At 59.0% G+C, this 25,983-nt stretch carries 22 protein-coding genes; 13 read left to right on the top strand and 9 right to left on the bottom strand.

What is annotated here, in order from left to right; all coding sequences use genetic code 11:
* Positions 1 to 200 precede the first annotated feature (200 nt).
* The 3 genes from BLS26_RS21015 (at position 201) to BLS26_RS21000 (ending at position 3,175) form a co-directional block, all read left to right on the top strand.
* A complete protein-coding gene (locus tag BLS26_RS21015) occupies positions 201 to 1,343 on the top strand; it encodes a hypothetical protein (RefSeq protein ID WP_092514290.1) in 1,143 nt (380 codons plus the stop codon).
* A 995-nt stretch (positions 1,344 to 2,338) separates the two neighbouring features.
* Complete coding sequence (locus BLS26_RS21005) at positions 2,339 to 2,521, top strand: hypothetical protein (protein WP_092514288.1); 183 nt, start codon at positions 2,339 to 2,341, stop codon at positions 2,519 to 2,521.
* A gap of 54 nt (positions 2,522 to 2,575) precedes the next feature.
* Entirely contained in the window at positions 2,576 to 3,175 is a 600-nt protein-coding gene (locus BLS26_RS21000; protein WP_092514286.1) for a hypothetical protein, read from the top strand.
* A gap of 308 nt (positions 3,176 to 3,483) precedes the next feature.
* Here the strand turns inward: BLS26_RS21000 and BLS26_RS20990 are convergent, their stop codons facing one another.
* From BLS26_RS20990 to BLS26_RS20950, 7 genes are all read right to left on the bottom strand, one after another.
* Positions 3,484 to 4,677, bottom strand: coding sequence for a Wadjet anti-phage system protein JetD domain-containing protein (locus BLS26_RS20990; RefSeq protein ID WP_092514282.1), 1,194 nt, complete (start codon positions 4,675 to 4,677; stop codon positions 3,484 to 3,486).
* The gene (locus BLS26_RS20985) at positions 4,674 to 8,174 is read right to left on the bottom strand and encodes an SbcC/MukB-like Walker B domain-containing protein (RefSeq protein WP_092514281.1); all 3,501 of its coding nucleotides are present in this window, start codon (positions 8,172 to 8,174) and stop codon (positions 4,674 to 4,676) included. Before BLS26_RS20985 ends, BLS26_RS20990 begins: the two co-directional genes overlap by 4 nt.
* Positions 8,171 to 8,815, bottom strand: coding sequence for a DUF4194 domain-containing protein (locus tag BLS26_RS20980; protein WP_092514279.1), 645 nt, complete (start codon positions 8,813 to 8,815; stop codon positions 8,171 to 8,173). Before BLS26_RS20980 ends, BLS26_RS20985 begins: the two co-directional genes overlap by 4 nt.
* The gene (locus BLS26_RS36325; RefSeq protein ID WP_172804652.1) at positions 8,805 to 10,226 is read right to left on the bottom strand and encodes a Wadjet anti-phage system protein JetA family protein; all 1,422 of its coding nucleotides are present in this window, start codon (positions 10,224 to 10,226) and stop codon (positions 8,805 to 8,807) included. Before BLS26_RS36325 ends, BLS26_RS20980 begins: the two co-directional genes overlap by 11 nt.
* Before the next feature lie 222 nt (positions 10,227 to 10,448).
* Positions 10,449 to 11,600, bottom strand: coding sequence for a hypothetical protein (locus BLS26_RS20965; protein ID WP_157676520.1), 1,152 nt, complete (start codon positions 11,598 to 11,600; stop codon positions 10,449 to 10,451).
* A 186-nt stretch (positions 11,601 to 11,786) separates the two neighbouring features.
* Entirely contained in the window at positions 11,787 to 12,092 is a 306-nt protein-coding gene (locus BLS26_RS20960) for a hypothetical protein (protein ID WP_092514275.1), read from the bottom strand.
* 908 nt (positions 12,093 to 13,000) lie between these two features.
* A complete protein-coding gene (locus tag BLS26_RS20950) occupies positions 13,001 to 13,855 on the bottom strand; it encodes a hypothetical protein (RefSeq protein ID WP_157676519.1) in 855 nt (284 codons plus the stop codon).
* Between the two features lie 316 nt (positions 13,856 to 14,171).
* Between BLS26_RS20950 and BLS26_RS20945 the strand changes: the two genes are divergently transcribed.
* The 3 genes from BLS26_RS20945 to BLS26_RS20935 all read left to right on the top strand — a co-directional run bounded on the left by BLS26_RS20945 (position 14,172) and on the right by BLS26_RS20935 (position 17,130).
* A complete protein-coding gene (locus BLS26_RS20945; protein ID WP_092514269.1) occupies positions 14,172 to 14,918 on the top strand; it encodes a hypothetical protein in 747 nt (248 codons plus the stop codon).
* A gap of 294 nt (positions 14,919 to 15,212) precedes the next feature.
* Positions 15,213 to 16,436 carry a hypothetical protein gene (locus tag BLS26_RS20940; RefSeq protein ID WP_092514267.1) on the top strand — a complete coding sequence of 408 codons (1,224 nt, stop codon included), beginning with the start codon at positions 15,213 to 15,215 and terminating at the stop codon, positions 16,434 to 16,436.
* A 379-nt stretch (positions 16,437 to 16,815) separates the two neighbouring features.
* Complete coding sequence (locus BLS26_RS20935) at positions 16,816 to 17,130, top strand: hypothetical protein (RefSeq protein WP_092514265.1); 315 nt, start codon at positions 16,816 to 16,818, stop codon at positions 17,128 to 17,130.
* A gap of 26 nt (positions 17,131 to 17,156) precedes the next feature.
* On the opposite strand, the gene BLS26_RS20930 is transcribed toward BLS26_RS20935, so the two are convergent.
* On the bottom strand, positions 17,157 to 18,200 hold the full coding sequence (locus BLS26_RS20930) for a hypothetical protein (RefSeq protein WP_157676518.1): 1,044 nt from the start codon (positions 18,198 to 18,200) through the stop codon (positions 17,157 to 17,159).
* A gap of 170 nt (positions 18,201 to 18,370) precedes the next feature.
* Here BLS26_RS20930 and BLS26_RS20925 point away from each other — a divergent pair, with 170 nt between their 5' ends.
* From BLS26_RS20925 to BLS26_RS20905, 5 genes are all read left to right on the top strand, one after another.
* Positions 18,371 to 18,601: a hypothetical protein gene (locus BLS26_RS20925; RefSeq protein ID WP_092514261.1), complete on the top strand. Its 231-nt coding sequence runs from the start codon at positions 18,371 to 18,373 to the stop codon at positions 18,599 to 18,601.
* Positions 18,602 to 18,657: 56 nt separating this feature from the next.
* Positions 18,658 to 19,818 (top strand): site-specific integrase, encoded by a 1,161-nt coding sequence (locus BLS26_RS20920; RefSeq protein ID WP_157676517.1) that lies wholly within the window; start codon positions 18,658 to 18,660, stop codon positions 19,816 to 19,818.
* Positions 19,815 to 21,560 carry a hypothetical protein gene (locus tag BLS26_RS20915; protein ID WP_092514257.1) on the top strand — a complete coding sequence of 582 codons (1,746 nt, stop codon included), beginning with the start codon at positions 19,815 to 19,817 and terminating at the stop codon, positions 21,558 to 21,560. Before BLS26_RS20920 ends, BLS26_RS20915 begins: the two co-directional genes overlap by 4 nt.
* Entirely contained in the window at positions 21,557 to 23,440 is a 1,884-nt protein-coding gene (locus BLS26_RS20910; RefSeq protein WP_092514255.1) for a hypothetical protein, read from the top strand. Before BLS26_RS20915 ends, BLS26_RS20910 begins: the two co-directional genes overlap by 4 nt.
* A gap of 105 nt (positions 23,441 to 23,545) precedes the next feature.
* Complete coding sequence (locus tag BLS26_RS20905) at positions 23,546 to 24,100, top strand: hypothetical protein (RefSeq protein WP_157676516.1); 555 nt, start codon at positions 23,546 to 23,548, stop codon at positions 24,098 to 24,100.
* Positions 24,101 to 24,183: 83 nt separating this feature from the next.
* On the opposite strand, the gene BLS26_RS20900 is transcribed toward BLS26_RS20905, so the two are convergent.
* A complete protein-coding gene (locus BLS26_RS20900; protein WP_092514251.1) occupies positions 24,184 to 25,047 on the bottom strand; it encodes a hypothetical protein in 864 nt (287 codons plus the stop codon).
* Between the two features lie 147 nt (positions 25,048 to 25,194).
* Here BLS26_RS20900 and BLS26_RS20895 point away from each other — a divergent pair, with 147 nt between their 5' ends.
* Both BLS26_RS20895 and BLS26_RS20890 read left to right on the top strand, forming a co-directional pair.
* Positions 25,195 to 25,569 (top strand): hypothetical protein, encoded by a 375-nt coding sequence (locus BLS26_RS20895; protein ID WP_172804651.1) that lies wholly within the window; start codon positions 25,195 to 25,197, stop codon positions 25,567 to 25,569.
* A 12-nt stretch (positions 25,570 to 25,581) separates the two neighbouring features.
* On the top strand, positions 25,582 to 25,953 hold the full coding sequence (locus BLS26_RS20890) for a hypothetical protein (protein WP_157676515.1): 372 nt from the start codon (positions 25,582 to 25,584) through the stop codon (positions 25,951 to 25,953).
* Positions 25,954 to 25,983: the final 30 nt, after the last annotated feature.

The raw sequence follows: 25,983 nt of genomic DNA, 5'->3' as shown, positions 1-25,983 counted from the left end.
GGAATTAGAGCACTTCATTGGTAGCGGTCGACAGTTCAATCCTGTCTGGCAGCACCAGCTTTTTCGGCTTTCAGCGCTTTAGCGGTTTGTCCCGCACTGCCTTCTCACACAATCCTGCCCGTATGCCGTAACCGCTGTGTGGTAAAATTAGCGCGTTGCAGCGAGTCGGCCCTTTCCCGTTTTTCAAAGCAGGGATTTCGATGCCCGAAAGCAAAGTTAAGAAGGATGCTAGACTAAGCCACTGGTCGAGCGTCAGCGACGAGCGGCTAATCGACCTTGATTTCGAGATCGACAACCCGGAAGTGCTTGCAGGGTTGGTGAGACAGGTCCCGGCCAATTACGGAGACGCTCACGTAGAATTTAAATACGACCTGCGCGGCGCAGACGTACCAGAGTTCACGTGCGTGCACGGAAGCCACCAACACAAGGCTGGCTTTGTGATGAACGTCGGCGGCGTTCGGTTTATGGTAGGCTGGATATGCGCCAAAGCCATCTACAATGAAGATTTTGACAGATACACGGCGGATTTCGAGGCCGCGATCGGGCGGCGCGATGCGTTAAGACGCGTTCGAGAATTACGCGACGCGATGGCACAGTTTTCCGCTTGGCTCGACAAAATCGGCTCTTCGAACGTTTTGGAGGCATTCGCTCGCGTCAACAAGCAACTCGAAAACCACATGCCCTGGGTCTTTCAGACACTTCAAGCTGCGAACGGACGGGAAATCGAGGGCATCACGATGCCACGGGCCCTTTTCATGACGCCCACGGATATTGAAGGCGAGTTTGGTCGCCTGATGATCGCATCGGCCGCGGCGACCCTTTCGCTAACTGGCGATGCTCAGCGAGTCGCGGCTTCGCTGGGAAAGATCCGAACCGAGATCGACGGGCTAGTTCGCCGCACGGAGTTGATCTTGAAAAAGCTTGCTGATCTGGAACTGTTCTTCCAACCCTCTACTTTAGAGGCAATTTGCCAACACGCCGAAAAGGCTGTTCCTAGGAGAAGCAAACATTTCGCTAGTCAACTAAAGCTATCGACGCGAAACGTCTCGATAGAAATGCCGAAGGATTTCAAGGTGCCGTCTAGCGCACCGGTTCAGGCGTTGCGCGCTGCGCTAGGTGATATAGCTCCGATTCCGGAAGCCAAGGGGCCTACAATCGTCAACGTGTCAGGCCAACGTTGCACCGTCAGGACACATCAAAAATCGAAAACGACTTGGGTCGCATCCGGCGATTACAACGGCGTCCGGCACACCGAGGAAAGCCGAACCGAAGGCGATGCTGTCGCGCGGTGGCAAAAGTGGGCAGCGTACAAGGCTAACTCAAGGCCTTTTTTCGGGATTTGAACGGTGTTGGATCGTACTTACTCAAGCGCGCTTACGGGGCGGACAACGATTACAGCGTGCTGAGATCATCGGGCACAGCGCCGAACACCCTGATTACCGTAGCGTCGCCCGTCGCAGGATCTCCCGTGCGATTGAACGCAACGGTGCCGACGTGCCCTCTTTGCACGACAGCGCTTCGGCACGCATCACGGCGGCGTTGGGATTGAAGCACTCTGTCGGCTCGCCGGCGGCCACACCGCCGTCACACAATGGACTTCCTGCGTGACGTCCGCAGCCGCATCATCAGCCAACCTGAGATCAGCAGGGAACGGCTTCCACCCCTACCGGAATCCGGGATGCCCTTCGGCGACAACGCCCCGCATGGCGTCATCGTAAAGACCGACAGCGTAACCATCGGGCAAAGGACCGTCACCCGTTGCAGCCCGACTCAAGTAGAATTCTAAGCCGTGTAGTATCAGGGGACCCGGATCAGTATGTCTCCACCAGCTACGTAACCTTTCGCTCCGCATGGGCCACCCGGTTGACGACGGAAGAGGCTGGATAACCGTCGCGCTGTACGTCGCGCATTACAATCTCTGCCGGACCATGAAGCCCACCGGACGGTGCTAGCAAGGCGCTGGGTGCGCGGTGGACAGGACTTGGTGCAATTTCAGCTTGTGGACGCTGTGCTTGCCGTTGCCGCAACCCTGCCGACTGAGACCCTTCCGGATCGCCAGGCGCGGGTTCACGGGTAACTCAGGTGGGAAACCATAACACGCGCATCACAGGGCAATCACGTCGATTTTTGCTGCATTCCCCGCGAGTCAGGTCTAAGGACAGGAACCCTTTTGAACCGAGAGGGTTGGTGCCCCGACTAAAATCTGTGATCGCATGTTGTATTTTAGCCACATTAACGCTAAATACACCATGCTATGGAACACTACTGGTTGTTGAGTCCTGCGCGAACTCGGATTCGGCAACCTTGCGCTATATGGGGAATGCGCGGGAGATTGGTTATGAATAACGCCATTGAAAAAGAGAAGACGCCCCTATTTATTAAGGGATATTTGACTGACCGCTTTGCGGCAGGCAAGCGCCCGATCTATGGCTTTCCGACTAACCACCTTCCGGAAACGACTGGCGAAGATATGGAAGCCACCACAGGCTTCCTTGCGCCTTGCGATACCACTAAAAATTAGCGTTTGAACCCGACTCGCGCTAGACGAGAACCCGGTTTTTCGGGTGGATGACTTATGCGTATTACCAGTATGACCCTTGAATCAATCAAGGATGAAGACGCGTTTTGCCGGGAGTTTACTAATTTTGCGATGAGTGTTGGGTCGCCAGCGCGGCTCTTTCCCCAATTTTCCCGTCCTCGCTTAGACGAAGCTCACGGCTCTTGGCTCGCGGACCTGAGGCGAGTCAAGGATCACGAAAAACACCTCATCAACGGCTTGGATCACTTCAAGCAATGCGGGCATCTGGCTTTTTGGATACGTCGGTTAAGCCCGATTGTTGAATTTACGGACTTGGATTTTGGCGAATCCGAGATGCCGATGCTGCCGAAAGAAAGGGCTCTTCGTGAGCTGTTGACCGGCTACGTGAATGAATATCTAGCCTTCGATTTTGGCTACCAGATCTGTAAATACTACGAGACGAAAAACAAAAGTAACCCGTCTCCCCGCGCTCCCATTTTGGCTCTCTCTCCTGACTACTACCAGATGACGAGCCATTTCATGAAATTCAAAAACGTTTCGCCTCACGCGATGCATCTTATCTACAAATCTCTTTTCTATTTTAATGGCATGGACGCGGCTACGTTGTCGGTGGTTGCCAAAGAACCTGAAATTTAGGTCCTTACATCACATCACTGGTCTGTTTTGAATCCGCGCAGACCCCGTTGCACATCAGTCCGAACACCGTATTAATCAGGGCTGGCGTGGACAGTCAGTACGGCTATCCGAACAGCCAGGCGATTGGCGCTTATCAGGCGGTGGCGCAGCACGTGTTTGCCACGAACGTCGAGGGCGGCGTGTCACTATTCACGGGACCAAACGGTCAAGATTTCCGGACGGTTCTAGTTCGGTAAACCCGGTCATCCGAAAGCAGGCGGCTTCCTGGGGTCTTCCTTTGGCCTTCCGTCGTTTCTGCCAGTGGACGGCTATTCTACAAATGGTCGGCTGGGATCGAGGGTCTCTTGTTCGAGAAATTTGGGGTCCGTTGTCATGGACATCCACTCCGCCAGGTCGGCTATTGCGCTGTTGGACCCGCCAATCGCACGCAGCGAACTATCGGCCATCATCGGCTTTCCGAATTCTTCGGCAAGCTCCCGGGTCATGAGGTGCGGCCGGGGTGGGCGCCGTAGCGTCTCTTCCAAGAACCGGAATATCTTCAACCCTCCCGGATCAATGTCGCCCCAATGGAAGAAGGGCACGTCATCGCGGATTTCGGAAAGTAGTCGATCCAACAGCGAGACAACGCCGGCGGACGGAAAGCCGCCGAGATAGACGATCAGTCCGTCGTTCTCGATTTCGCGCACTTGTCTGTTGAAGCTTGCGTAATTCTCAACCGTGAGCAGGAAATGCGGCTGACCAACCACCTTCAAGAGCGGCAGCATCTCCGGATGAACGGACGCGAACGGCGTTGCATTGCCGTCCACCAGCACGCCCACGCGACCTTCCACCAGAACCGGACCCTTCAGATGAATCGGGTGGCTGAAGCGCTCAAGTCCGACGTTGGCCCAGACCCGTTCGGCGGCCGCGCCCGGTTCCTCCATCCGCGCTCCCAGTACGGCGAGCATCCGCGACGCATGCCGATCGAACGCCTTGGTGTCACCGGTGGCCCTGAGCGAGAAAGTGCGGGCATCCAGACGGAACGCCTCGTTGCGCGAAACAGCGGCAAGCAATAGCAGGAACTCTTTTGAGGGATCGAGAGGGACGGGCGCAAGTCGGTAGGCAGTCTCTCCGCGCGCCCAGCGCGAAGCCATCTCCTCGAGAAGCTGGAGTACCCAAGGCTCTCCGGCCGACGCAATTGGCCGCAATTCCGCCTTGGCAATCTCAGCTATTTGGCTTGCCGGCGTCCGCCCGAGGTACTTCGCCAGCAACGTCTGGTCCTTGACGCGGATTCTGTCCATCAAGTGTGAGCGCTCGCGCCGGCCGCGCACGATCTCGACGGCACCGAATTTCTCGGCCGCGGTCATGCGCTCCTGAAAGCGGGCGAGCTGATCCGCCCTCGGAAGACTGTCGTAATCCGGCGCGGCCGACGCGGCGCGAGAGCGGTCCGGGCTGCGCTCGCTCAGGTAAAGAAGCCGCTCCAGGAATCCGACCCCGACGTCCGAGTTGCGGAAATCTGTCATTCGGCCGCCTGGTCTTTCGGAAGGACCGCTTCTTCAGCCGCCACAAGTTCGGCCTTGAACGTGTCGAACCCTTTACGATACGGATCGGCCGCTGCGAGCGCATTCCTTGCCTTCTCGGTGAGGTGCTCGGTATCGATCATCACCTCATTACCGATCCGATTTACGTTCACGATCGTGTCAACGACCTCCATGAAGACATGGCGCTTTTCATCCGGCGTCGCGAGCACGACCTGCAAGCCGAGATCCTTCATAAAGTCCGCACAGGCGCCGATCGCCTTGGTATCGAGGCGGTTGAACGCTTCGTCGAAGATCGCCAGCGAGAGTCCGCTCTCGCCTGTTCGGCGGTTCTGGTAAGTTGCTGCGAGCGAAGCGCCAATCGCGATATAGAACGGCAGTTGCCCTTCGCCGCCGGAGCCGGTGCCGGCGCGACTCGTCAGCGAGGACCGGATCCTCCCCTGATCGTCGTAGATGTACAATTCGAAATTGAAGTATTTACGCGGGTCTTCGATCTCGTCCGTCTTCGCATCCTGGTTCAAGAGTATCTCTTCGATCCGGCGTACGGCTCTCGACACGGGGGTCTCGGTTTCATCTTTAGCCTGGGATGATCCGAACAGCGGAAGCTGGAAATCGGGGCGCCGCGATTCGCGTACCAGGTCGATTAAGTCCGCGTGGGTACCGGATTCGCTTGAGCGGAAGACGTAGTAATCCCGTCCATGGAATTGCCTGTCCTTCAGGTGGCGGTTGAGTTCGGCGAGCGTTTCTTTGATCCCCTCGAATTCGTCGTGCAATCGGTGCAACAAGTCGTCCCTGAACGCAGCCGTCATCTCGGCAGCGGCCGTTAAGCACTGATCTTCGTACTGGACGAGTTCGTGCGTATCCAGGCGGTGTTTCTCGCACGCCGCCCAGGCGCCAACGACGTCGGCCGTCGCGTCGGTATCGGAGAACGGCAGTGTCACCTGAAACTGCTGATGATGCTTCATTAAGGCCGTCGTCATCTCACGATACAACGACGGCCGGCGGTCGGTAACCCGCCTTTGGCAGTCCGCAGCCAGTCCGCCTACGGCTTCCGGAATTGCTTCGAGAACCATGCTCCGCGCGCGCTCTCGGAACCCGGAGATATCGGCGGCACTCCCGGAATTCCGGATGCTCCTGGATCGGTCTCGTCGTTCCGACCGCAAACGGTCGTGATTGTCCTGGATCAGCGTTTCGTATCGGCCTGCCACCCTGTTCTTCGCCGCGTCCGCATCCCGCAGGGTCTTATCTGCCTCGAACTTGTCCGTTCCGGCGGTTTGGCGCTGCGTCCGAAGTCTCTCCTGCTCCTCCAGCAGCTTCGGATCACGGTGACGACGGGCTTCTTCGATGTTAGCTCCGAGCCCGGCGATGCGTCCGTCGAAGGTGACGAGTTTCTCACCCAACCCGACGGACGTAATCGACTGCCGGCGCAAGTCGGCGAAATCCCGCGTGATCTCGTCGATGAGGGCGCCGTCGCCCTTTAGACGGATCGCAGTTTGAGCCTTCTCGGCCAGTGCTGCCTCCAATTCCGACCTCTCGGTCCGTAGAATCCGGCGCGTTTCCTCAGCGGTAGTCCTGCCCAGCTTCAAATAGTCGGGCCGTGCCAGCCGCTTCACGGTGCGTCCGGACTGCATCATTCGGTCGGGAGTGATGGCATTTTCCGCAGCGACCATCCGGTCCATCGTCTCCACCATCATGAGTCGGCCAAGGCGGTAGTCCAGGAACGCGCGGGCATGAGCGTTGTCGGTGGTAATGACGGTGGCTAGGGATCCCTTGTCGGCGGAGCGGGTTTGTGACGATTTGGTGGTGTTGACGACTTCTGCTCCCCGGTAAGCGTCCTCGCCACCGGTCCGGTAGGCTTCCAGGGCCCGGACTGCGCAGCCCGGCTCTACGATGAGGGCTTCCCTCGATCGTCCCAACGCCGCTTCCGCAGCGACGCGCCACTTCGGGTCGCGAACCTCGACGAGATCGCAAAGTGGCTTTGCCTCGATGCCGACCGATTCAAGCTGGCGGATCAGCGCGCGGGTTCCGCTGTCAATTGGGCTCAAGCCCTGATCGAGCCTTGAGAGGTTGCTGTCGATCTGTTCGATACGGTTCTGGATGTCCCTAACCTCGAGTTCGGCCGCGACGTAGGCATTCCCGGCGATCTTTTGGATCGCCGACAGCCTTTCGGTCGTGACCGCATCGAGTGCAACGTCCAGATGGCCTGCCGCCTCCTGCCAGTCTTCGGCAAGCGCTTCGCCCCAGTGAGCGAGAGGCACTTTCTTGCGGGCGATCACGACGGAGCTCAGGAGCCCGTGGAGGATGTCGTCCCGCCCGGCTATCAGACGGCGATCCACCACCGTCTCGACCACGGCGGTCAACCGCTCCAGAGCCTTCGCCGGGCCGAGTGCGTTCGTCCGCTCGGCCATAGCGAGACTTCTGTCAGATTCGTACATCAACGCGAGTTGTTCGCCGTCGCTCGTCTTGATGGTCAGTCCAACGCGCGTGAAGTCAGTCTCGATCCGCGTGAGGCGCATTGCAGCGATTTCGGCGGCAACTTTCGCCGTGGCCGCTTGCTTCTCCAACGTTTCGAGCTGCTCCTGCAGACGGCGGGCGTCGCGAAAGAATATCTCCCACCGGAGCCGGGCAATCTGCCATTCGGTCTCGATAACGACCCGTTCGTTCTCGTTCACGCGCGCGACGATCCGCTGGATCTGAGAGAGGCTTGCGCTCTGCGCCTTGAGGTTCTCGATGCGACCGCTGAGATAGCGCCAATGGTCGATGCTGCGGCGTAGACGGTCGATCTGGATTGGCTGAGCGTCGAGCACATAGTTGCGGACAAAGTCGGTGGGATTGTCGACCGGCTTGAACAGAAGCGCGTTGCGGAATGCTTTCACAAACCGCCGGGCGTTGAGCGGGAAGCCGGCCGGCGACAATGCGTGCAGCATCTCCTCGACGAATTCGGAGGCGCTAGAGTAGCCGTCCTCGACCTCGATGCCTTTGGAACGAAGTGCGTTCCTGACCGCGTGCCACTGCAGCGTCTCGACTTCGCCTCCGCCGACGGGCGCGAGCAGATCCGACGTGTCGATCGGTCCGCGCACCAGGAACCGCGCTTCGCAGGACTCATCGCCCTTCGCGGCGGATGCCGAGAAGGCTATTCCGATGCTGGTCGTCGAGCCACTGTCGACGTCCTCGAACCCGAGAACAACATAGGTATAGGCATGCGAACGGGTCGGCTCCGAGCGTTCGCCCTTCTCGTCAAGCGACACCACGCCGAGGCAATAGTCCCTGATCGAGCGTTTGCTCTTGGTGTTGCTTTGAGCGCTGGGATTGAAACGGATACTGGTCATGTTGGCGCCAGTCAGCACCGTCTGGACGGCGTCGATCACTGCCGACTTTCCTGCGCCATTGGGACCGATCAGAGCGGTCATTCCGCGCATGTCGACCTGCTCGGCGCGGAACAGATACCAATCGATCAAGACAATCCGGCGGAGTTCGATCATGGTGTCGCTTCGTCGCTTGTCGGTTCTCTGGACTCGTTATTGCCCGATCTGGCGACGAAATCCTCCAGCGAATCCAAAGTGTCCTCCCCAACGACCATCGGCAAGGCAGGCCGCAAAAACAGCGTGAAATTCCGATTGTCCCCCTGCTCCACGATGCGAACCAGGCCGCGCTGCTTGAACTCGCGCAGGATTTCGTGGACGCGACCGATGGTGGGACGCGACCGGCGGGTACGTTCTTCGTAGACCTGCAGAATGGTCTCACTCTCGACTTCGATTTCGCCGAACTCGCTTATCTCGAAGCGCTTGAAGGCTTCTTCATAGTAGAGCCGCAGCACCAACAGCAGCAGACTTTCGTCCAACCGCATCGCTTGCCGGGGAGGAAGTTCAACCGCCAATAGGCCGATGAAGCGGTCGGCCGGCCGCCCAACGATGCGATAACCGAGGGCGTCAAACAGGTTCTCAAAGTAGGCGGTGTGCTGGCGCAGAAGGTCGTACGACGTCTTCGTGCCCCAGTCGTTTTCGTAGATGAACTGGGCGCGCCAAAGCTGCTGGGCCGCCTGACGGAGGTCCTTTTCGAGCCGTTCGCCGTCGCCGCCGGAGGAATCCTCCTCCTCTATCAGTTTCGAGAGGTCACGCAGCATGGCGGTCCGTCCGTGCCGGTGAGATCCGTTCGACCCGGAAGGACTTTAGGTCGATCCAATCGTTTTGAGCTCGGCTCTCCTCCAAGATGACCTGGAAGGGTCCGACGCGCGCGGATCCCTGAACGGCCGCCAGGCCGGGCAGTGCGCGAAACGCGAACAGGTCCGCAAGGGTCTCCAGCCGCATCTGGTTCGCCGCGAGCCTATCCTTGCCTTCCATCTGCCCCGTCAGGAACGCGGTGATCTTGGCGGGCGTGACGCGGGCCAGGCGGTCGAATTCGGTAGTCGCCTGGACGTACGCTCGCTGGTACGGGTCGCGCTGCGGCAGCTTGAACCGGGTTCTTTCCGGAGGCGCCCTCGGCGGCGGCGGCGTGTACAGCGCTTGCGAACTGATGGGGAATCCGACGTCGGGCGCCCGGGAGCGCACCTCGATTTCATCCAGTCCAAGTTCGGCCAACCGTTCGATCAGGCGGGCCAAGCGCTCCGCAGAGCCCTCGCCCATGACGTCCATGTAGTGGACCGTAGTCCGGACGCGGCGCTCGAGCCGATCCCGGAAGTCTTCGATCCGGTCCATGAAAGCGCCAACGTCCTCGAAAACGCGTTTGATCTTTTCGAGCTCGGCGATGATCCTTTCCTCGGCGACGGCAATCGAACTTCCCGGCGGCACTACACCCTGCTCCTGGTAAGCGCGAGCGATCCGTCCCAAACGTTCGGTGTCGTGCCGCAACTCGCCAGCGAGCGTGCTGATGGTCCTGCGATGCCGGTAGGGATTGTTGGAGGTCTTTAGTTGCTTGTAATCGGCGATGAGCAGCCCGTCGACAAAGTCCTGAAAGAACGTACGAAGAATCGATGCGGCGTTCGGATTGCCGAGGATCCGCTCCTCGATGTCGCGCATGCCGGCCAGGATTCGGCGCATGCTGCGAGCGAAGCGGACGGCGGTGTCATGCGCGTTTGCGAGCCCCTGAGCCATCGCCTCGGGCTCACGCATCGCCGCCTCGAGGTTGCTCTTCACCTCGACGACCGCGCCGGCCACCCGAACCCTGCTATTTCCAAAATCGATGATCGCACCCAGAACCATGAAGGCATCCGGGTTCATGTCCACGTACACCCGCCACTTTTCGTGCTCTTCCGTCAGCCATCCGGTGTCCTTGAGCCGATGGTAGGCCAGATAGTGAGCCTGGCCCATAGGGTGTTCGCCTATGGCATCTTCGGACAGTTGGTCTGAAGACCCGATCCCTGCTTCGGAAAGGCCGATTTCGATTTGACGCAGTACGTCCTCACGCAGCGGCGTTTCGAGTATTCTTGCCGAGAACACGCGCTCGTACAGACGCATCAGCAGACGCGCGTAGATATGTTTCTTCGGGCCCGAAAGGGGCTGGAAGAGTGACTCTGGCAGGTAACCAAACAACTTCATGACGGAGTCTTCCAACCGGCAACGGGATTGAACCCTCCCCATCCTGCAACCGCAAGGTCGGTTAACCCGAAAGTCCAACGTTTTCTGCTCTTTGGTGCAGTGCAACATTCTCGCCCCGAGTGCAGCCGAACGCCGGGAGGCGCGTCACTCCCACTCCGTCACAACGCCTCAGACCTGAAATCGACGGGCCCTTGCCGATGGTCTCTTTAAGGCGTCTCGCGTTCACCCAAACGACCTCAGGGATTCTTCCTCTTCCGGGGTGAGAGGCGTCTGTGCGTCGGCCAAGTCCTGAAACTCGGGACCGGCTAAGATCGCCTTGATCACCGATTCAAGGTAACGATATTGCCGCGCGACGTGACTACACGTGCTTATGGATTGCGCCAATCGCAACAATGCTGAATATCGGTGTAGCGAGGTCGTCTCATCGACCGCTCGGCGCACAGCATATTCGAAGGTCGATGCGACCGGAAGCATCTCCGGCAAATCCGGCGCCTCTGATCCATAGGACCCCTTCCACAATCCGAAGGAAGGTTTATCAATCGGCAATTCTCTGAGCAGATCACAGGCCTCTCTGAACAACGCGTCGAGCGCAATCTCCATGAGCGACGGCTGGTTTGGCAAATCCATTACGACTTCGATGCGAGGCATTGAATGAACCGTCGAATATGCACTGGCGGCGGCCGCCTCCGCTTGCTTGAAAAATTGAAATTTCGCGCCGCGCAAACTATAATGAATGGACGGTGGATCACCGGCTCCTTTCCAGAGATCCCCTGCCGCAGGATCCCATAACCTATCTGGACTTGTGCTGATGACCCATACTTTGTCCTTCTCTTTCCAGCGGGTCAGATTCCGGCGCTTCACGTAAATTGGATGGCCTCCCAATACGTATGCGCGGTGCCTGAAAAGCATAAGGTTTCCGAACGCTCTAATCTGTGCGCGCGCGAGCCCTTCGTCGTAGCGTATCCACTCGACCGATCGGATTGGAACGGTTTCGATGGGCTGAAGGTCACGGATGCTCAAATGCCGCTTAGAGCCGGCATTTTGGTACATCCTCGCTGGGTCAATACCGCTGATCGCTAGTTCCTCGATACATCTGGCTGCTGAGTTCGGGTCTGTTGCGACATCGACGTCCGGGAGCCGGATCGGCCACCAGAGTTGGTCATCGAATTGCAGTATTTCGAACGTGTATTCTTGGTGGTCCGAAGAGTGGGGGATGTGAATCCGATAAGCTAAGGCTACCTCGTGCGGCTTCGCTTGGCGGATAAGACCGGTATCCTTCCCGAGGAAGTAACGCTCCCGAGGGATGCGACCGCCCTTTGGAACGAACCTGGCATCGTAGGCAAAGGCAAGCCCGACCGGGAGCAATTCAGGCATTGAGCGATTCTCCTTACTCGCGGGTCCGGCCATCCAGATCTGGACCAACGGCCTCTTCAATGGAATGACGCTAAACGACGCCTTCTCGACATTTGCTGTCGCCATCGTCGATCGCCGCTTTCCAAAAACGCGACGTTGCCGTGTCTATGTTGATAGAAGTAGCAGATCCCAAACGCTCGCGATCAGCTAACCGCCTGGGCTCGGTGCAACTTGATCTGCGACCACAATTGACGTGGCATTCTCAAACCACCGCGTCCGGTGCAAAGCGAGCGCGTCGATGTGCAGGGCAGAGCCGGCTTCGGCCATTGACCTTACGTGATCAATCGCATCCTGGTCGTTGTTGAAACGACCATTTGGATCCGCATCGAACCTCTGGATTTCGAGCCAGCCGTCCGAACAACTCCAAAGCCCCCAACCTTCGCGCCACATCTGGGCTTCTTCCGCCGACCCCGGCCGATTCCCGCCGAACTCTTGCGTCGCGCCCGTCTGCATTGTCGCTCCCGGCTCATGGCTCATGGGGTAACCTCTGCACCGGCGAGGGCGCCCTCCACTTCAGCTCAATGTCGGCCGTAGCTTCGTCGAGGTCTTTCCGCCCGTACCTCTTTCCGAGCATCTCGCCCGCAAGCTCAAGCGCGCGAGCTTTCGTTATTCCCGGCATCGTACGATTGGCCGATCCGCTCCGCCACGTTCGCAAAACGCTCCACATGGCCAGTTCGCGATAGGCCGCGATCGCGCCGCCAGTTGCAGCGACAGTTCCTTGTTTCGCCATCTCGACATCCCCTTTCTACGTCCCATTTATATTGTGACGGCTTTCAGAGAAGCATGGCCACACAAAAGAGCAAAGCCGCTACAGAGTTTAGGTCTCAGAAATACGGGGACAGCACAGGGAAGCTAACTCGAGATAGCTTCCCATCTAAATCGGTGCCATGAGGATGAGCGTCGCGATCCACTCTCTCGAAGCCCGGGCCCCAAGGATCGGGAGAATATCGCGGGGCAGGCCTCTGCAGGCGGAAACTTTCATCCATTGGTCGACCGAATACGCGTCAGCTCCGGTCCGACGGCCTCTTCAAGAGGTTGATGCGTTCACAATCCGCACGACGATTTCATCGGAATTTTCCGCGCTTACGTTCGCCAGTATCTCGTCGAGGCCGGCCGCGCCCGGAAAACTTTGCCCGGAGCAAAGTCCTGACGGTCGCCTTGGCGCCATCGTCGATTGCGCTTTTCAGAATGGGAATGTTTCTAACGTTCACAATGAACGGCATTTGGTTATCTCCTGCTCGACTGCCATGGCTCCCATCAGGGCCAAGCCACACCTGAGGCGATCATTTCAAGATCGCCCGGATGGTATCGGGGCCTCGGCCGCCCGCGGGGACATCGCGATCGTCGCGTTTGCCGCGCCTCTATTCACCGGTACGGCTCCGGTTGGAAAACTCTGGTCCGATAGCCTCCTGAAGGGAGGAAGCGTTCACGATGCGAACGATCATCTCATCGGAATTTTCCGCGGTCACGTTCAACAGCATTTCGTCGAGACCGGCGGCGCCCGGAAATTTGGCCCGGAGCAAAGCCCCTACCGCCGCCTTGGCGACGTCGTCGATTGCATTTTTTATGAAAGGAATGTTTCTTGCGTCTACGGTGATCGGCATTTTACTAATTTCCTGATTGACTGTTTCGATTATTTCCCTGGCTTCCGCCAGGACCAGAAGTGCCGTCAAGTTTCCCATTAGCGGTGAGTTTGGATCCCCGGCTATGCGTCTGAGAATGGCCCGGATGGTCGCGGGGTCTTCGCCGCCCGCGCAGATGACCGCGAATATCGCGTCGGTAATGAACCCGCTTTCCAGCAGGCCGCTGCCGTCGATCGTCTTGGAATCCAGGATCTCGAACTTGTCGGCGAAGTCCGGCGGCTGGGTGATGAAGTTTTCCATGTCCGGCCTTCCGGCGCCAACGAAAACCACCTTCTGCTGAATCCTTGGCAGGGCAAGCTTTCGCCGGCCTGCTGGATGCGGGGCGGCGATCACCGCTATGTCGGCAAGGTACGAGAACATCCGCAGCGCCATGGCGGGATCGTTGCGGGTTTGAAGTTCGACGTGGATGAACGACCCATCCGCATTCTTGCCCAGGAAGTCGACCTCGGTTTCCCGGATCCGCGGGAGCCGCGGCGTGGTGGCAACGGCGTCCCTCGCGATCCCGATGCGGTCCTTGAAGACGGGGCATTCCCGGCGAAGAAGTGCTTTTAAGGTGATGTCGTACTGGCCCATAGGGCTCTCCTGTTGTCGTTGCAGTCCGAAGCGGAGAACCGCATTCGGACGCCTGAAGCAAGTCTCGTGACGCTCCTGTTCTCCCCAAAACACCCACAACATAAACAAAGTAAATTTTGTTTATGTTGAACGTGCGGAAATCAGATTTTTCCCGGCGTTTTCAGATTTCCTCATGACACCGAAAACCAATTTCTGACCGTTTTTTATTGAAGAGTTGGAATTCTGAAATGAGCTGTTGAAACCATTCGCGGGTTCTCATTTCCCAGCTGGACTTAGGATGGATCAACACCAATCCTAACATCGATAGCGATGAAGGATGATCTTGATGCAGTCGGATTTGATGGGGGTTGAGGTCACACCAAACGCCCTGGGACGAACCATAAAGCAATTCTGCGAGATAAGACTGAATGCGGCGCAGCCGCGGTACCTGCCGGTCCGCCCGACGCGATACACGGCATCGGAGTACTGTCATCAGGCAGTCGCTGCGCAAATCGAGCAAGAGGGTGGCGCGGCGCGATTCGGTTGGATCATCCGCGAGCACCCGGGACTATACCTAACGGCCAGATCCTATGCGGTGTGGGAGGACACCGGGGGAAACCTGGTCGACGTCACACCGAACGGCATCGGGCAGCCTAGGATTCTCTTCGCCGTTCACACCGGCTCCCAGCCGGCAGATTCAACGATGCGGCACGGCACACATTTCCTGCGCACTTTTCGGCCAAAGACCTATGGCGACTACGCACTCGAGGCCGCCGTCTCGGGGGCGGGCGAGTCCAGTCAACACGCGAACACGGACGATGGCCAGCCGGGGGTAGACGATTGGACGATGCAGGACGACCAGGAAGACCCCCTCGCAATCGCGATCGATGATTTTCTCATGATGTCGGTCTGTCGGAATGCGCTCATTACGATGACTGCGGACGGACCGGTTTGCAACGATCCCACCGCCTACGAGCTTGTATCTCGAACCCGGTCGCAATGTCAGAAGGAAATGATGAGGCTTTGGGGCCATAGCCTCATTCGTAAGGCCGATGCCCAATTCCTCTTCGACAGCGCCGTATGAGGATTTTGCTTCTCAGTGAGGAAATCGGCGTGAGGTGCGTCACTCGTGGTCCAACGAAAAACGGGGCGGACAAAAAGATCGGTCGTTGACGTTTGTGCTGGGGCATCAGACGATTCAAGCACCTCGCGAAAGACAGACGCTGGCGTCACGGAGTGCGGCCTATGATGGTGAACGAAAAATTCCCAAATCTCCAGCGGTGCCGCGGGGCGAGGTTACGACCGAAGAGCTCAGGGCGTTTCGCTCGGCAATGATCGAATACGAAGTGGAACTGAAGTAATTTTCGAGGACTTTTGTATGCGTCTCGAACCCACCCCGCTGGGGTTTACATATAAAATCATCTATGTGCCGAAAGGGGCGCAGAATCCGCGTACCGCCCTGCTGGGAGGAACCGATACTGCAGTTGTCCGGCACATAGAGCCCGCCGAAGCCGCTCCGGCGTTCCGCATCCAACGTCCCAAGCTGGATATTTGGCCGCTTACGTTCCCTCGGAAGCCCCGAGATGACCACAGGGGCCTCACCAAAAACGCGTTCACCCTCGAATTGCTGTTTTACGAAAACGTCATCTGGTGGCCTTATTTGAGCGAGTTCAGGTCTAGGTTCGAGGACCACACTGCAGCCGATTGTCTGAGCCAGTTCGGGTCTAGGCTCAAGGAACGCACCGCAGCCGAATGTCTCGAAGACATCGGAACCGATTTTGATCTTTTCGAGCCTCGGTACGTCGATTATGACTCCTCGGACTTCCTGGAAGAGCCTCCGGCGATCAGGACGCTTGTCGAAACGGATCACGATCAGAAGCTCGCGATCGCGAAACGCAAGGCCTACGAAAATTTTCTTATTTGCGGCGATCGCCCCTACGTCAGAGGAGGTCTGCCCGTTTTCTTCCGCAATGTTCATGGCAATAAGGAATTCGTTTGGGAAATCGAGGTAGGCAGCGCGGGGTCTGACCGGCGAGGAGATCCCTGGACGCACGGTTTGCAGGACCCGCCAGGTTCCTTTCTTGAGCTCGGCGCGGAGCGGGCTTTCGGAGGCGGCGCATTCTGGTTGCCGAACGAGTTCGCCGCAGCGAGGTTCGCCGGACATGGCCGCCAGACAAAATTTCCACAGATCGAGGTGTTGATGCCCGAGCTGATTGTCGATGTGCGCCAGCAGATACGGCTCGATTCCTTGTTCCGAGAGGTAGTTCGGTTGCTCCGTTATCATACGAGAGGGAGAGTTTGGACGGATAGCCGTCGTCGTAATAGCCGCGCCAAGTTCTATTTGGGCCCGTGGAAATTCAGAACGCTCGAGAGGGAGTTTGACAAGCTTTGCGACCCCGTGCTCGACGATCGGGAGTTGTCCAAACGACGTCTCGATCTTCTCCGCACATTCGCCGTTACGCTCGAGGAGCGCCTTCCTCGAGAGATGTATCGCATCCAGCGGGATATCATCTCCTTCGGCGAGCAGGAGCAACGCAGCCCGACTTGGCCGGTCGACTTGGCCCGCGAGGACGAGGAAGCGATCGGTTCGTTGGGAAGTTGACGTTCCGTCAGGTCCGGACGACCGGCGTGAAGTGCGACACTCGTGGTCTAACGGAAAACGGGGGAGACCAGAAAATCGGTCGTTGACGTTTCTCCCGCGGCGTCAGACGATTCAAGCAGCCTCGCGAGAGACCGAGGCTGGCGTCACGGAGTACGGCCTATGATGTTGGACGAAAAATACCCAAATCTCCAGCGGTGCTGCGGGGGCGAAATTACGACCGAGACGCTCCGGTCGTTTCGGTCGGCAATGATCGAATACGAAGCGTACAGCAGCAAACTGCGTTCGTGGATAAACGGCGAGATTGATCCGCAAACGGGCAAGCCGACGAAGAATCCCCCTCTCCCGGCCGACCTCCTCTTCGATCGATCCGGGGCCTAGTATGCGGGCGTTGCTGATCGACCCTTTTGAGCGCGAAATATCCGTCACAAACATGCCGGAGTTCTCCAGCGACGTGCAGAAACGTATCGGAGGTCCGCTCTTGCTCGCCGCTCGTTTTCCGAACGGCGACGTCCTTTATGTCGCCAAGGATTGCACGTCTCAGGAAAAGTTGAGCGTAGGCGGATCGCAGGTATTCAGCGGTTACGGGGTGGTGTTGGGACGCCGCGGACGGTTCGGCGAGTTCAAGAACGCGCAGGGCAAGCTGGATTCGATCGCGGGCATCACCTTTTTCGACAGCAGCCAATCGGAGAAATAATCTTCGATCCTTGCTCGCGACCCTGCTTAAGCCCATCGACCTTGAGGACATATCTTCTTGAGCATGCCACGGCGGTCTGGAACCGGCGGTTCGTCCTTCGGCTTCAAAGGCCGGGGATCCTTTGCCGCCAATTCCACAACACCAATCGTACCCGCTTCCAAGAGCTTCAAAATGTCTATGGCCCGGCGCGGGAATCTGGAGTCGCTATCGGCCGTGAAGACAAGGAAGTATCGCCGGAAAAAGGTGGCCGCCACGACCGCGCGGTTCAGCTGGTCCGAAAACAGCGTCTCCGTCATGGATGACGGCGCATAGATAAATTCGAACCCGTCGGCCGTCTCGTAGTTCTCGTCAAGCCACGCTATGGCATCCGTGCGGACCGGCGCCACCGCGACGCCCAACGGCCGGTGAAACACGACGATCGGACCGCTGAGCTTGGGAAGCAAGGCTTCCACCTTTTCATAGGTGATCTCCTCCCGCATCCGTCGAGCCGAGGCGGCATACGACCGCGGGACGGGCGCCGAAACCAGCGTCATCCGTCTGGCGGGGTGAGGGTTGAATTCAAGCGGTACCTCATCGCGCAAGTTCTTCAGCTCCTTCCTGATCGCCGACACCCGCGTGCCCGGTTGCCCGAGCGTTCCGAGAATTTCGCGGGCCTTGGCCGGATTCCGCCGGTTGATCCGCTCGATCAATTCGATTGCGGTGAACGAGGCCTCCACCACCGTCGGCTTGGGCTTGGTCCGTTCCGGCAAGGACTCGATGAAGTTGAGCGCTACCACGAAACGCTTCAGCATTCCGACGGTGTAGCCGGAGTTCGTGGCGGTCTCCCGCTGAAACGCCGCGCCGCCCGACCCACCGCTTTCCTCCAGGCCCTTGCGGAACAGCGAGGCGACCTCGACCCAGGACCTCTTTGCCTTCTTGGCGCCGGTCAGTCTTTCCTTCGAGCCTTTCATCGTCCGCCCCCTCCGGCCGACCACCTCAATGCACATGGTGCACCCTAGAGTCTGCATCCGTGCATCATGATTAGACCTGCGGGCCGCAAGACGCAACCGGTTCAAGGATTCGATTTCCAAGCCTCAGCGGAATCCTTCGGGCCATCACGACCTAGCAGGCAAGGGGCAGGACAGCGGGAACGAACCATTAACCACGCGCCGACAGACCGGATTGACTCATCGATGCAGAACGTGCGATGCATATACTACGATGCAGAAACAGGATGCATCGATAACCAGAGGAGATCGATATGGTACCGAGCAAGAACGACCGCAAGGCGGACAAGCATGTCTGCGAGCGGTCCGTGCCGCGCGCCGCCTACCGCCCGGCAACCGACATGTACGCCAAGTTCTCGGCAGGCTTGCATGACCCACGTCATGTCGTTGCCTTCCAACTGTTGTTCTACGGCGGGCTTCGCGTCGGCGACGAGACGACGAGCCGGGCCGCCACCCTCCGCACGGCGGGCAAGCAGGGTTCGTAATGTCGTTGCGGATCCCGAGAACTGGCTGCAAGCGGCATGCACAGGTCGCGTTCCGAATGGGACACGCCGGCATTAAGGCCGGCGTGCCCGCAGAGTTCTTTGGAGCCACCTTCCTCTGCGAGCCCGGTCGGGACCGTGGTGACGCCAATGCCTATCTCTACGCACTGTTCACGGGCAAGTTCGGCGAGAAGCGCCGGACCAACGCCCCGCCCTGGATGGGACGCAGCCGTAAGCTGAAGCTCGGCGGTCGTTCGCTGAAATGCGAAGCCGGCGACTTGTCCCGGGGCTTTCGGTGGCTCGAAGACCACGGCCTGTCGATCCGGAATATGACGGAAGACCATCTGGACCAACTTGCCAGCGAGCTCCAGGCGGACATCGAGGACGGCACGGTCGGAGCCATTCAGATGAGTCTCCTCCAGTGCGCGCAATGGACGGCCTGGCGGGGCCGGCGTCCGGAGTTGGTGGTCTCGTGGGAGCCGGTCGCCGGCCACCGCGATTCGGTCAACATCCTGGTGGTGCGGAAGCAGCGTCGGCAGGGCCCGGTCGACTACATCGAGCCGGCGCAGGCGCGCGCGCTCTGCCAAGCTGTTCCGGACGCCGCCTATCGCATCGCATTTCGTCTGATGTTCGGCAGCGGCCTTCGTCCATCCGAGCCCGGCGCCGTGAAGGATTCGAAGATGCCGCATACGGCGCGGCGGTCGGCAATCGCGCGAGACGTCTTTTCCGTGGTCGGCAAGGGCAGCGTGAAACGCCACCCTCAGGTAGATTCCGAATTGATCGATGATATCAACGAGTACCGGCTCCTTCACCGGCCCGCACGTGTCAAGAAATACCAGGCGCATCGCGGCGAGCCGCCGACCCATCTGCTGTTGAATTCCAAGAACGGCGACCCGATCAGCTACCAGGGGCTGTACGAAGCATTCGTAAAGGCCTGCAAAATCATCGGCATCAAGGCGCGCATGCATTGGGCGCGACACGCGTTCGCTTGCAACCATCTCGTCGACACCGTCATCGGCCAGATCACCGCCGCCAGGAATGCAGGTCTCGACGTCAGTCTGGCCGATGTCGAGCCGCTGCTCCATGCCGCCCGCGTCGAACTGATGATCCTTCTCGGGCATGCCGCCCTGGAAAACTCCTCGATCTATCTGACGCAAGTCAATCGCGCCATCACCCATGCCTTCCAGCACTCCTTCCCGCAATCCGGAATGAACTCATGAGTCCGTCATCCAACCTCTCCATCAAGGTGAGGGCGAAGCGCACCCTCTCGGGCCACATCACCGAGCCTGCCGAATTCGATCTGCAGCAACTAAAGGACGGGCGGCCGCCGGCGGCAGGCGTGCGGGGCCATTCCGGCCGCCCGCGCCTCGCCGAGCAGATCGTGTCCGCGATGCGCGGCCGCCTGACACTCAAGAAAAAGGACCGTTCCAAATCGTGGAAGAGGGGTATCTCGTACTTCTGGAACGCGCTCGACAGGATCGAACAAGCCGACCCCTCGATAGGGAAAGTCGTCGACGTGCTCGATATTCCGGGCGCCGTCTGGCACGCGTTCACGGACCACCTCGACGACGACGAGAGCATCGCGAATAAATCGCAGATCTACATCGACTGCGCCGCCGCGGTCACCGCAGCATGTGCAGCTCTCGGTCGAACCATCGAGCTTCCGGCGAATTCACACGACACGCTGCTGCCGTCCGAGCGGCGAAGTGTGGAGGTGCCGTATTCCTCGACGGTCGACGACGCGATTACGGTGGCCTTTCGTAGTGAAAGGCAGCGCACCCAGCGGCGTTTCGAGGACGCTCATAGGTTCGCCGACAGCAGCCAGCTGGCTCCCGAAGTCCTGATAGGCCTGTTCGCCAAGGACAAGCGAACCCACCCCAACCGGGCGGAAGCGCTTTCGCGCGAGAACGTGTTGCGTTTCATCAGGGATGAAGCACTACCTTGGCTCCCGAACCCGGGTCAGTTCGAGCAGCGTTACGGCTTCCAGCCGCGCAAGATCGGACATCCGCCTGACGTGATCTCGGCGAAACTCGAGGAGATGGAGAACCCGGTAACAGGCGTCCGCCGGGACGCAGGGTCCGGCCTCGGACTGGCAGCCCTCTACCGATGGTTCGTCCCTCACCTCTTTGACCTGGTGCCGATCATCAATGAAATCGTCCATACAACCGGCCTAAATCTCGGTCCGGTGCTCGATATAGACCGCTTCAACTGGTTCCGGGGCAATGTGGAAAACGGGACTGTCACCGTCTTCAGCCGAAAGGCGCGCGCCCGCGGCGAGGTCGTCGAAGAGGATAGCAGCACCACCGATCCGGACGGGATCTACGCCATCATCAAGAGCGCCATTGAGATCACCGAGCCGCTTCATCGCTTCGTGGAGAAGGAGATCGCACGCCTGAAGGCGGCGCCGAGATCGCCCGACACCCAGCAGGCGATCGACAAACTTACCCCGCTGCGAAAACGCGTCTGGCTTTGGCTGGGCTTGAAGCGCATCGGTGTAAACGACATCGATACGGAAAATGACCCGTTCCACGAGATCGCACACGAAATTCTTCGGCGTCACAACGTCAGGGAACACGGGGAGGCAGTGAAGTGGGGCGGGAGGCGCGTGCGTGACGGGTTCGCGGAAGGGGTCCATGTCGCCACCAAATTCTCACCCGAGGCGCTTCAAAAAAAGCTAAAGCACAAGCGCGTCGGAACGTCGGCCAAATACCTCAAGCAGCCGGCCATCGCCGGACGCGAGTGCCGAATGATCGGCGAGCGCGTCTCACTTCTTATGGACGATCCGAAGACCCGCGCGGCGCATTGGCCGTCGAGGGCCGAAAAGGAACCCGTCGTCGCAACGGGTCGGCCCCGGACGACGATCCTCGTCATGCCGGGCAGCCGGCAATGGCTGGCTGCGGCCGGAGCGGACAATTCACTGGCCGGTCTGATCAACGACCGAGCGAAAGGCAGTTCGAAATGAGCGTCGTAAGCAAGAGCCGAATCGAATGGAATCGCCTGGCGCTTGATCCGCGCGACGATAAGTTCTGGTCGCAAAAGATCGCAGCTCCGACCGACGAATGCCCGACCGGCTCCGCGGTAGAAGATGCCGTCTGGTACTTCCCCAAAGACCTCATGGGCTCGCTCGCGATTACCGCAAGAACCATCAATTGGAACGTGAAGATCGGCAAAACGCAGCGGTTGACCGACGAGGAGTATGAGCCGCTTCTTACGCTATGCAAAAGCCTTGCCGTTGCCCTGTTTTGCAAGTCCGGGCGTTTCAGGCATTCGGCGATCTCAACGGTCAAAAGCCGCCTCGAGAAGTTTCTCGACCTCGTCGCCTATATGGCGGCGTGGCCCTGGCAGGAAGGGAAAACAACGCTGCTTCAGCTCACGGCCGCGGACGCCGAAGCGTTCGTCGCATGGACGTCGCAGTCGTGGCGCCCCGGAGCAAGTACGTTCGACGGGCTGAGCGCGACCCTGCGTGAAGTCCAGCGACTCGGAAAGAACGGGATCCTGAGGGATAGGTTCAACGACGACACGCTGAAAGCCGCCTTGTCCGCATGCGATACCATCCATCACGCGGAAGATGACGGTGAGAAGGACGTCAACGCGCCCAGCGAATTCAGTGCGCCGCCCTACTCCAACGAGTATTGTCTCGCCCTTCTGGACATATCGGACTTCTACATGTCCGAGCTCTCGGACGACATTTGCATCCATCTGCGCGAATTGATCAGCCTCCAGCAGGAGCAGGACGAGGTCCTTGCGAAAGTCGGACGCATGTATTGCAGGGATAAACGCTGGGCCCGCAACCGGTACAAACTGTTTCTGAAGAATCACCCATTCAAGGCGGGGGCCCTCCCTTTCGTTCATCGCTACCATTTCCCGCCCAAAAATTCGTTCGACCTCATCACGCTCGTCGTCATGCTTCAGACGGCCAATCTGCAACGCATTGCCATGTCAACCGCCGGTCGCGAGGGCGAGCTGCTGTGGATGGACCGCGGTTGCTTGTCCCGCGCTGTCGCCGACGACCGGGAATTCGACCTGATCTCCTCCCGCAGGTTCAAGAATTCCAGCCGGCTCGGCGGATTTTCGATCGACTGGCACGTGTCATCTTCGGCGGCGGAAGCGGTGAGGATCCAGGAAAAGCTCGCCGACGCGGCGGACAGCGAGCATCTCTGGCTGCAGATGGCCTACAACCGGGTCGGCGGCCGGGGACGCCTTACCGGGTCAACCTCTACCAAGCTCCAGCGCTTCGCCGAGCTTCACGATCTCGACATCGGCCCCTGCGGCACCGCTTATCTGCAACGTTTTCGTCCTACGATGGCGCTACTTCTCATGAAGGGACCGAAAAGGCATCCCCATCTCGTCCAGCGTGCCCTGGGGCACGACAATCTCGAAACCTCCATCAAATATCTCAAGATGAACCGCTACCTGCAGGCGGATCTTGCCGTTGCTCTGCATGGAGAGAGGAAAGCTTCCCCCGATGTGCAAGAGGGACCGACCGTGCGCAGTTCGGAGGAAGAAATCGATGCCGCCGCCCTCGACGCAATCCTCTGCGAGCAGCAGAGGTCCGGAATGACGGCCCGCATCCTTGCGCCGGACGTCATTGCCTTCATCGAAGGCGGTCAGTCGCTCGATGAGATTGACACAGAGGCCGGAGGGTCGGCCGCGCTGGGGTATGCGTTGGGCAAGCTCATACAGCGTGACGTCCGCCACTTTCCTGATCTGGTCGGTTGGTATTCCAGCGAGGCCGTCCGACTTTCCGAAGCGTGGCCGACCGCGGAGTTCTCACTCCCGGGACGCCTCAAGTCGTTCCTCTCCGTTTTGCGGGACGACGTCGGGTCTCCGTCCAGTGGTTGAACGAACATGAGCGACGATCGATGTTCAATCGCACCGCGAATTTTACTTGACGATGCACATTCTTTGATGCATATTATGCATCGTAGAGTGTGCATAGGTGTAGTTGTGCCCGTCAAGCAGAAGACCCGAAGGCCTATTGAAGTACCAGTCGTCGTCGCGGCCCCTCCCGCAGCGAATTGGCAGCTCGCGGCTGCTGCGCGGCGGAATGCTGCCGATCAAAAGTTGGCATCGGCGCTGTCAGCCATGGAAGGGGAGTTAGCCCGCGGCGAGCTTACCGGTTTCCTGACGATAGCCGACGTACTGCGCCGCGCCAATATCGATCGTAAAACCTTGTTTAGTCCAAAGTTTCCGGACCGTGCCGGGCTCGTCGACGGATTCCTCCGCAGGGCCGGCGCCGCGCCGAAAGCCAAGCAACCCGCCAAACCGAAGAAGCCGACGTTCTACGAGCGCATCTCGGTCAATGCGCAGGAAGCGGAAGCAGTGCGCCTGCTCAAGCAAGCCGAAATAGACCTCCTGGAGTCCAAATTGAGCGCAGCTCTCGATCAGATCGCCGCGTTCCGTGCCGCCGCAAGGTCCCCGGGACAGGGCAAGAAAGGTAGCAGCACGGCGGTGAAGCATTCGGTCACCACAGGCAACGCCTCCAGAAACCTCAGCTTCTAACTAAACCGCGAGTAGGCTGTTTGCGAAGCGCGTGAAGGCCCGTTTTCAGCGTGCAACATGGTCCGCGGCCGAAGCTTGCCGCTTCACCGCCTTTGCTTGGCATCCTGCTCTGCCAAGGCGCCCAAAGCCTCATGCTCTTCCTTGACCAAAGGATCCACTTCGATATGAACGATCTCGACTTTCGGGGATGTCATGGCCGGGAGCTTACGCAATCGTTCGTTTGCCTTGGCTTCGACGAGACCGCACCGTCGGCGATACTCGTCGAGTTCGTCTCTTTCGGGCAGGGCAAGGATGACCCTGTCGTATGTCCACGCAAGGCCGAAAGCCTTCGTGATCCAGTCGGAGCAGCGGTGGGCGTAGAGTTTTTTGTTCGTGTAGGGTCCGACGAGGAGGACCGCCAGTTTACGCTCATCGCCGGCGTCCGACTTGATCGTGAACAAAAAATCGATGGGCTGGCCGCTTGCCGTATCCCTTACCAGCTTTTCCGGCGGTGGTAGCCGGACGCCTTTCATCAGGGCGCCTACCGCTTCGACCACAACGGACTCCGCTGCGACTAGAAAGGACTTTGCATAGACACTACCCGTTTTTCCCTTGAACCCGAGATTCCGCGAATTCTGCATGTCGGCTGCGATCGACCTGACCGTGCCCTTGCCCTGCCCCCACTCTCTTGCGACCGACAGCGCCTTGAACGCATCAAACGCATGCCATCGCGCGATGGTCTCGACGATCGTCTGTGGCGCACGCATCAGGATTTCATGGACGGACGGATTTTCCACCCGCAACCAGTCAAGAAACTGATAGGCGAATATCGCTCGCCTCAACGCGGAGGTATCTTTATGGCCGTTTCGCCGAGCGATGGCCTGCATCTCTGTTTCACGCTCGCCGTGCCCGACGCGCTGCAGCTGCTCAATGGCGGTCCGGGCCTCATTCCTCCAATCCCGACCCATCAGGACCTTCCGCCTGAAAGTAGGTCTTTGTTAACCACCTCCACCAACGGCGACGGCCTCATAGCATCAAAGGACTTGCCAGCTAATGTAACCTGATTTAGGTTACATCCATACGGTATCCTCTGAACCACTTTGAAAGAATGCGTCTTGGCTGAAAGTCGATCCAACATACCCTTGCAACCTAATTCAAGCGACAACGGGGCGCAACAGACTTTGGATGTCGCGCAGACCGCCGCCCGGTTGGACGTGTCGCCCGCGACGCTAAAGGGCTGGCTCGCGGAGGATCAAGACCGCGACCCGGAAAAACGGAAATTCGACTTCCACCGGTGGCGAGGCAGGCGCCGGAAATGGACCGAAGAGGGCTTTCGGAAGCTCGAACTGGCAATCCACGAGGAAAGCCAGACAGGCGTGCTCTCCAAATGGAGGACGCGCGAGAAGACCAAGGCGGAATCGCCGCCGGATCCGGACGCAGAGGCAGCCCTGGCGGAAGTCCTGGGTACGAAACACACGCGGACCTACTGAAGGAAGATTGCAATGCCGAAGCCAATCAGCGCAACGAAGCTGGCACGCGCGACCGAATTGAGAAACGCGGCGGTCGACATGGTCGCCGCGCACGGAAAAATGGTCGGCGCAAAGTTCATGGACAAGACCATCGAGATAATGGCGTTCGAAAACGAACACGTTGCAATTCTGTACAAGACACCGCGCCTCAATCTTGATTGCCCGTGGGCTCCCGCAAGCGCCAACCCAAAGGGCTTTCTCGTCGACATCTTCGCGGCTAACCGCAAGACCTTTTCGGTCCAATGGGACAACGACGAGAAGATCGAAGTGCTGCTCTACAAGTCCGGTGGCTGGGAGTCTTTCCTCGATGCCCAACCCCAACCGCCGTCCGGATTTCCCGTGTAGTTTTACCACCGACGCCGAGCAAGCCTCGGG

Source organism: Afipia sp. GAS231 (assembly GCF_900103365.1).
In the GTDB taxonomy this organism is placed as follows: domain Bacteria; phylum Pseudomonadota; class Alphaproteobacteria; order Rhizobiales; family Xanthobacteraceae; genus Bradyrhizobium.
This window is presented reverse-complemented; position numbering and strand designations above follow the sequence as displayed.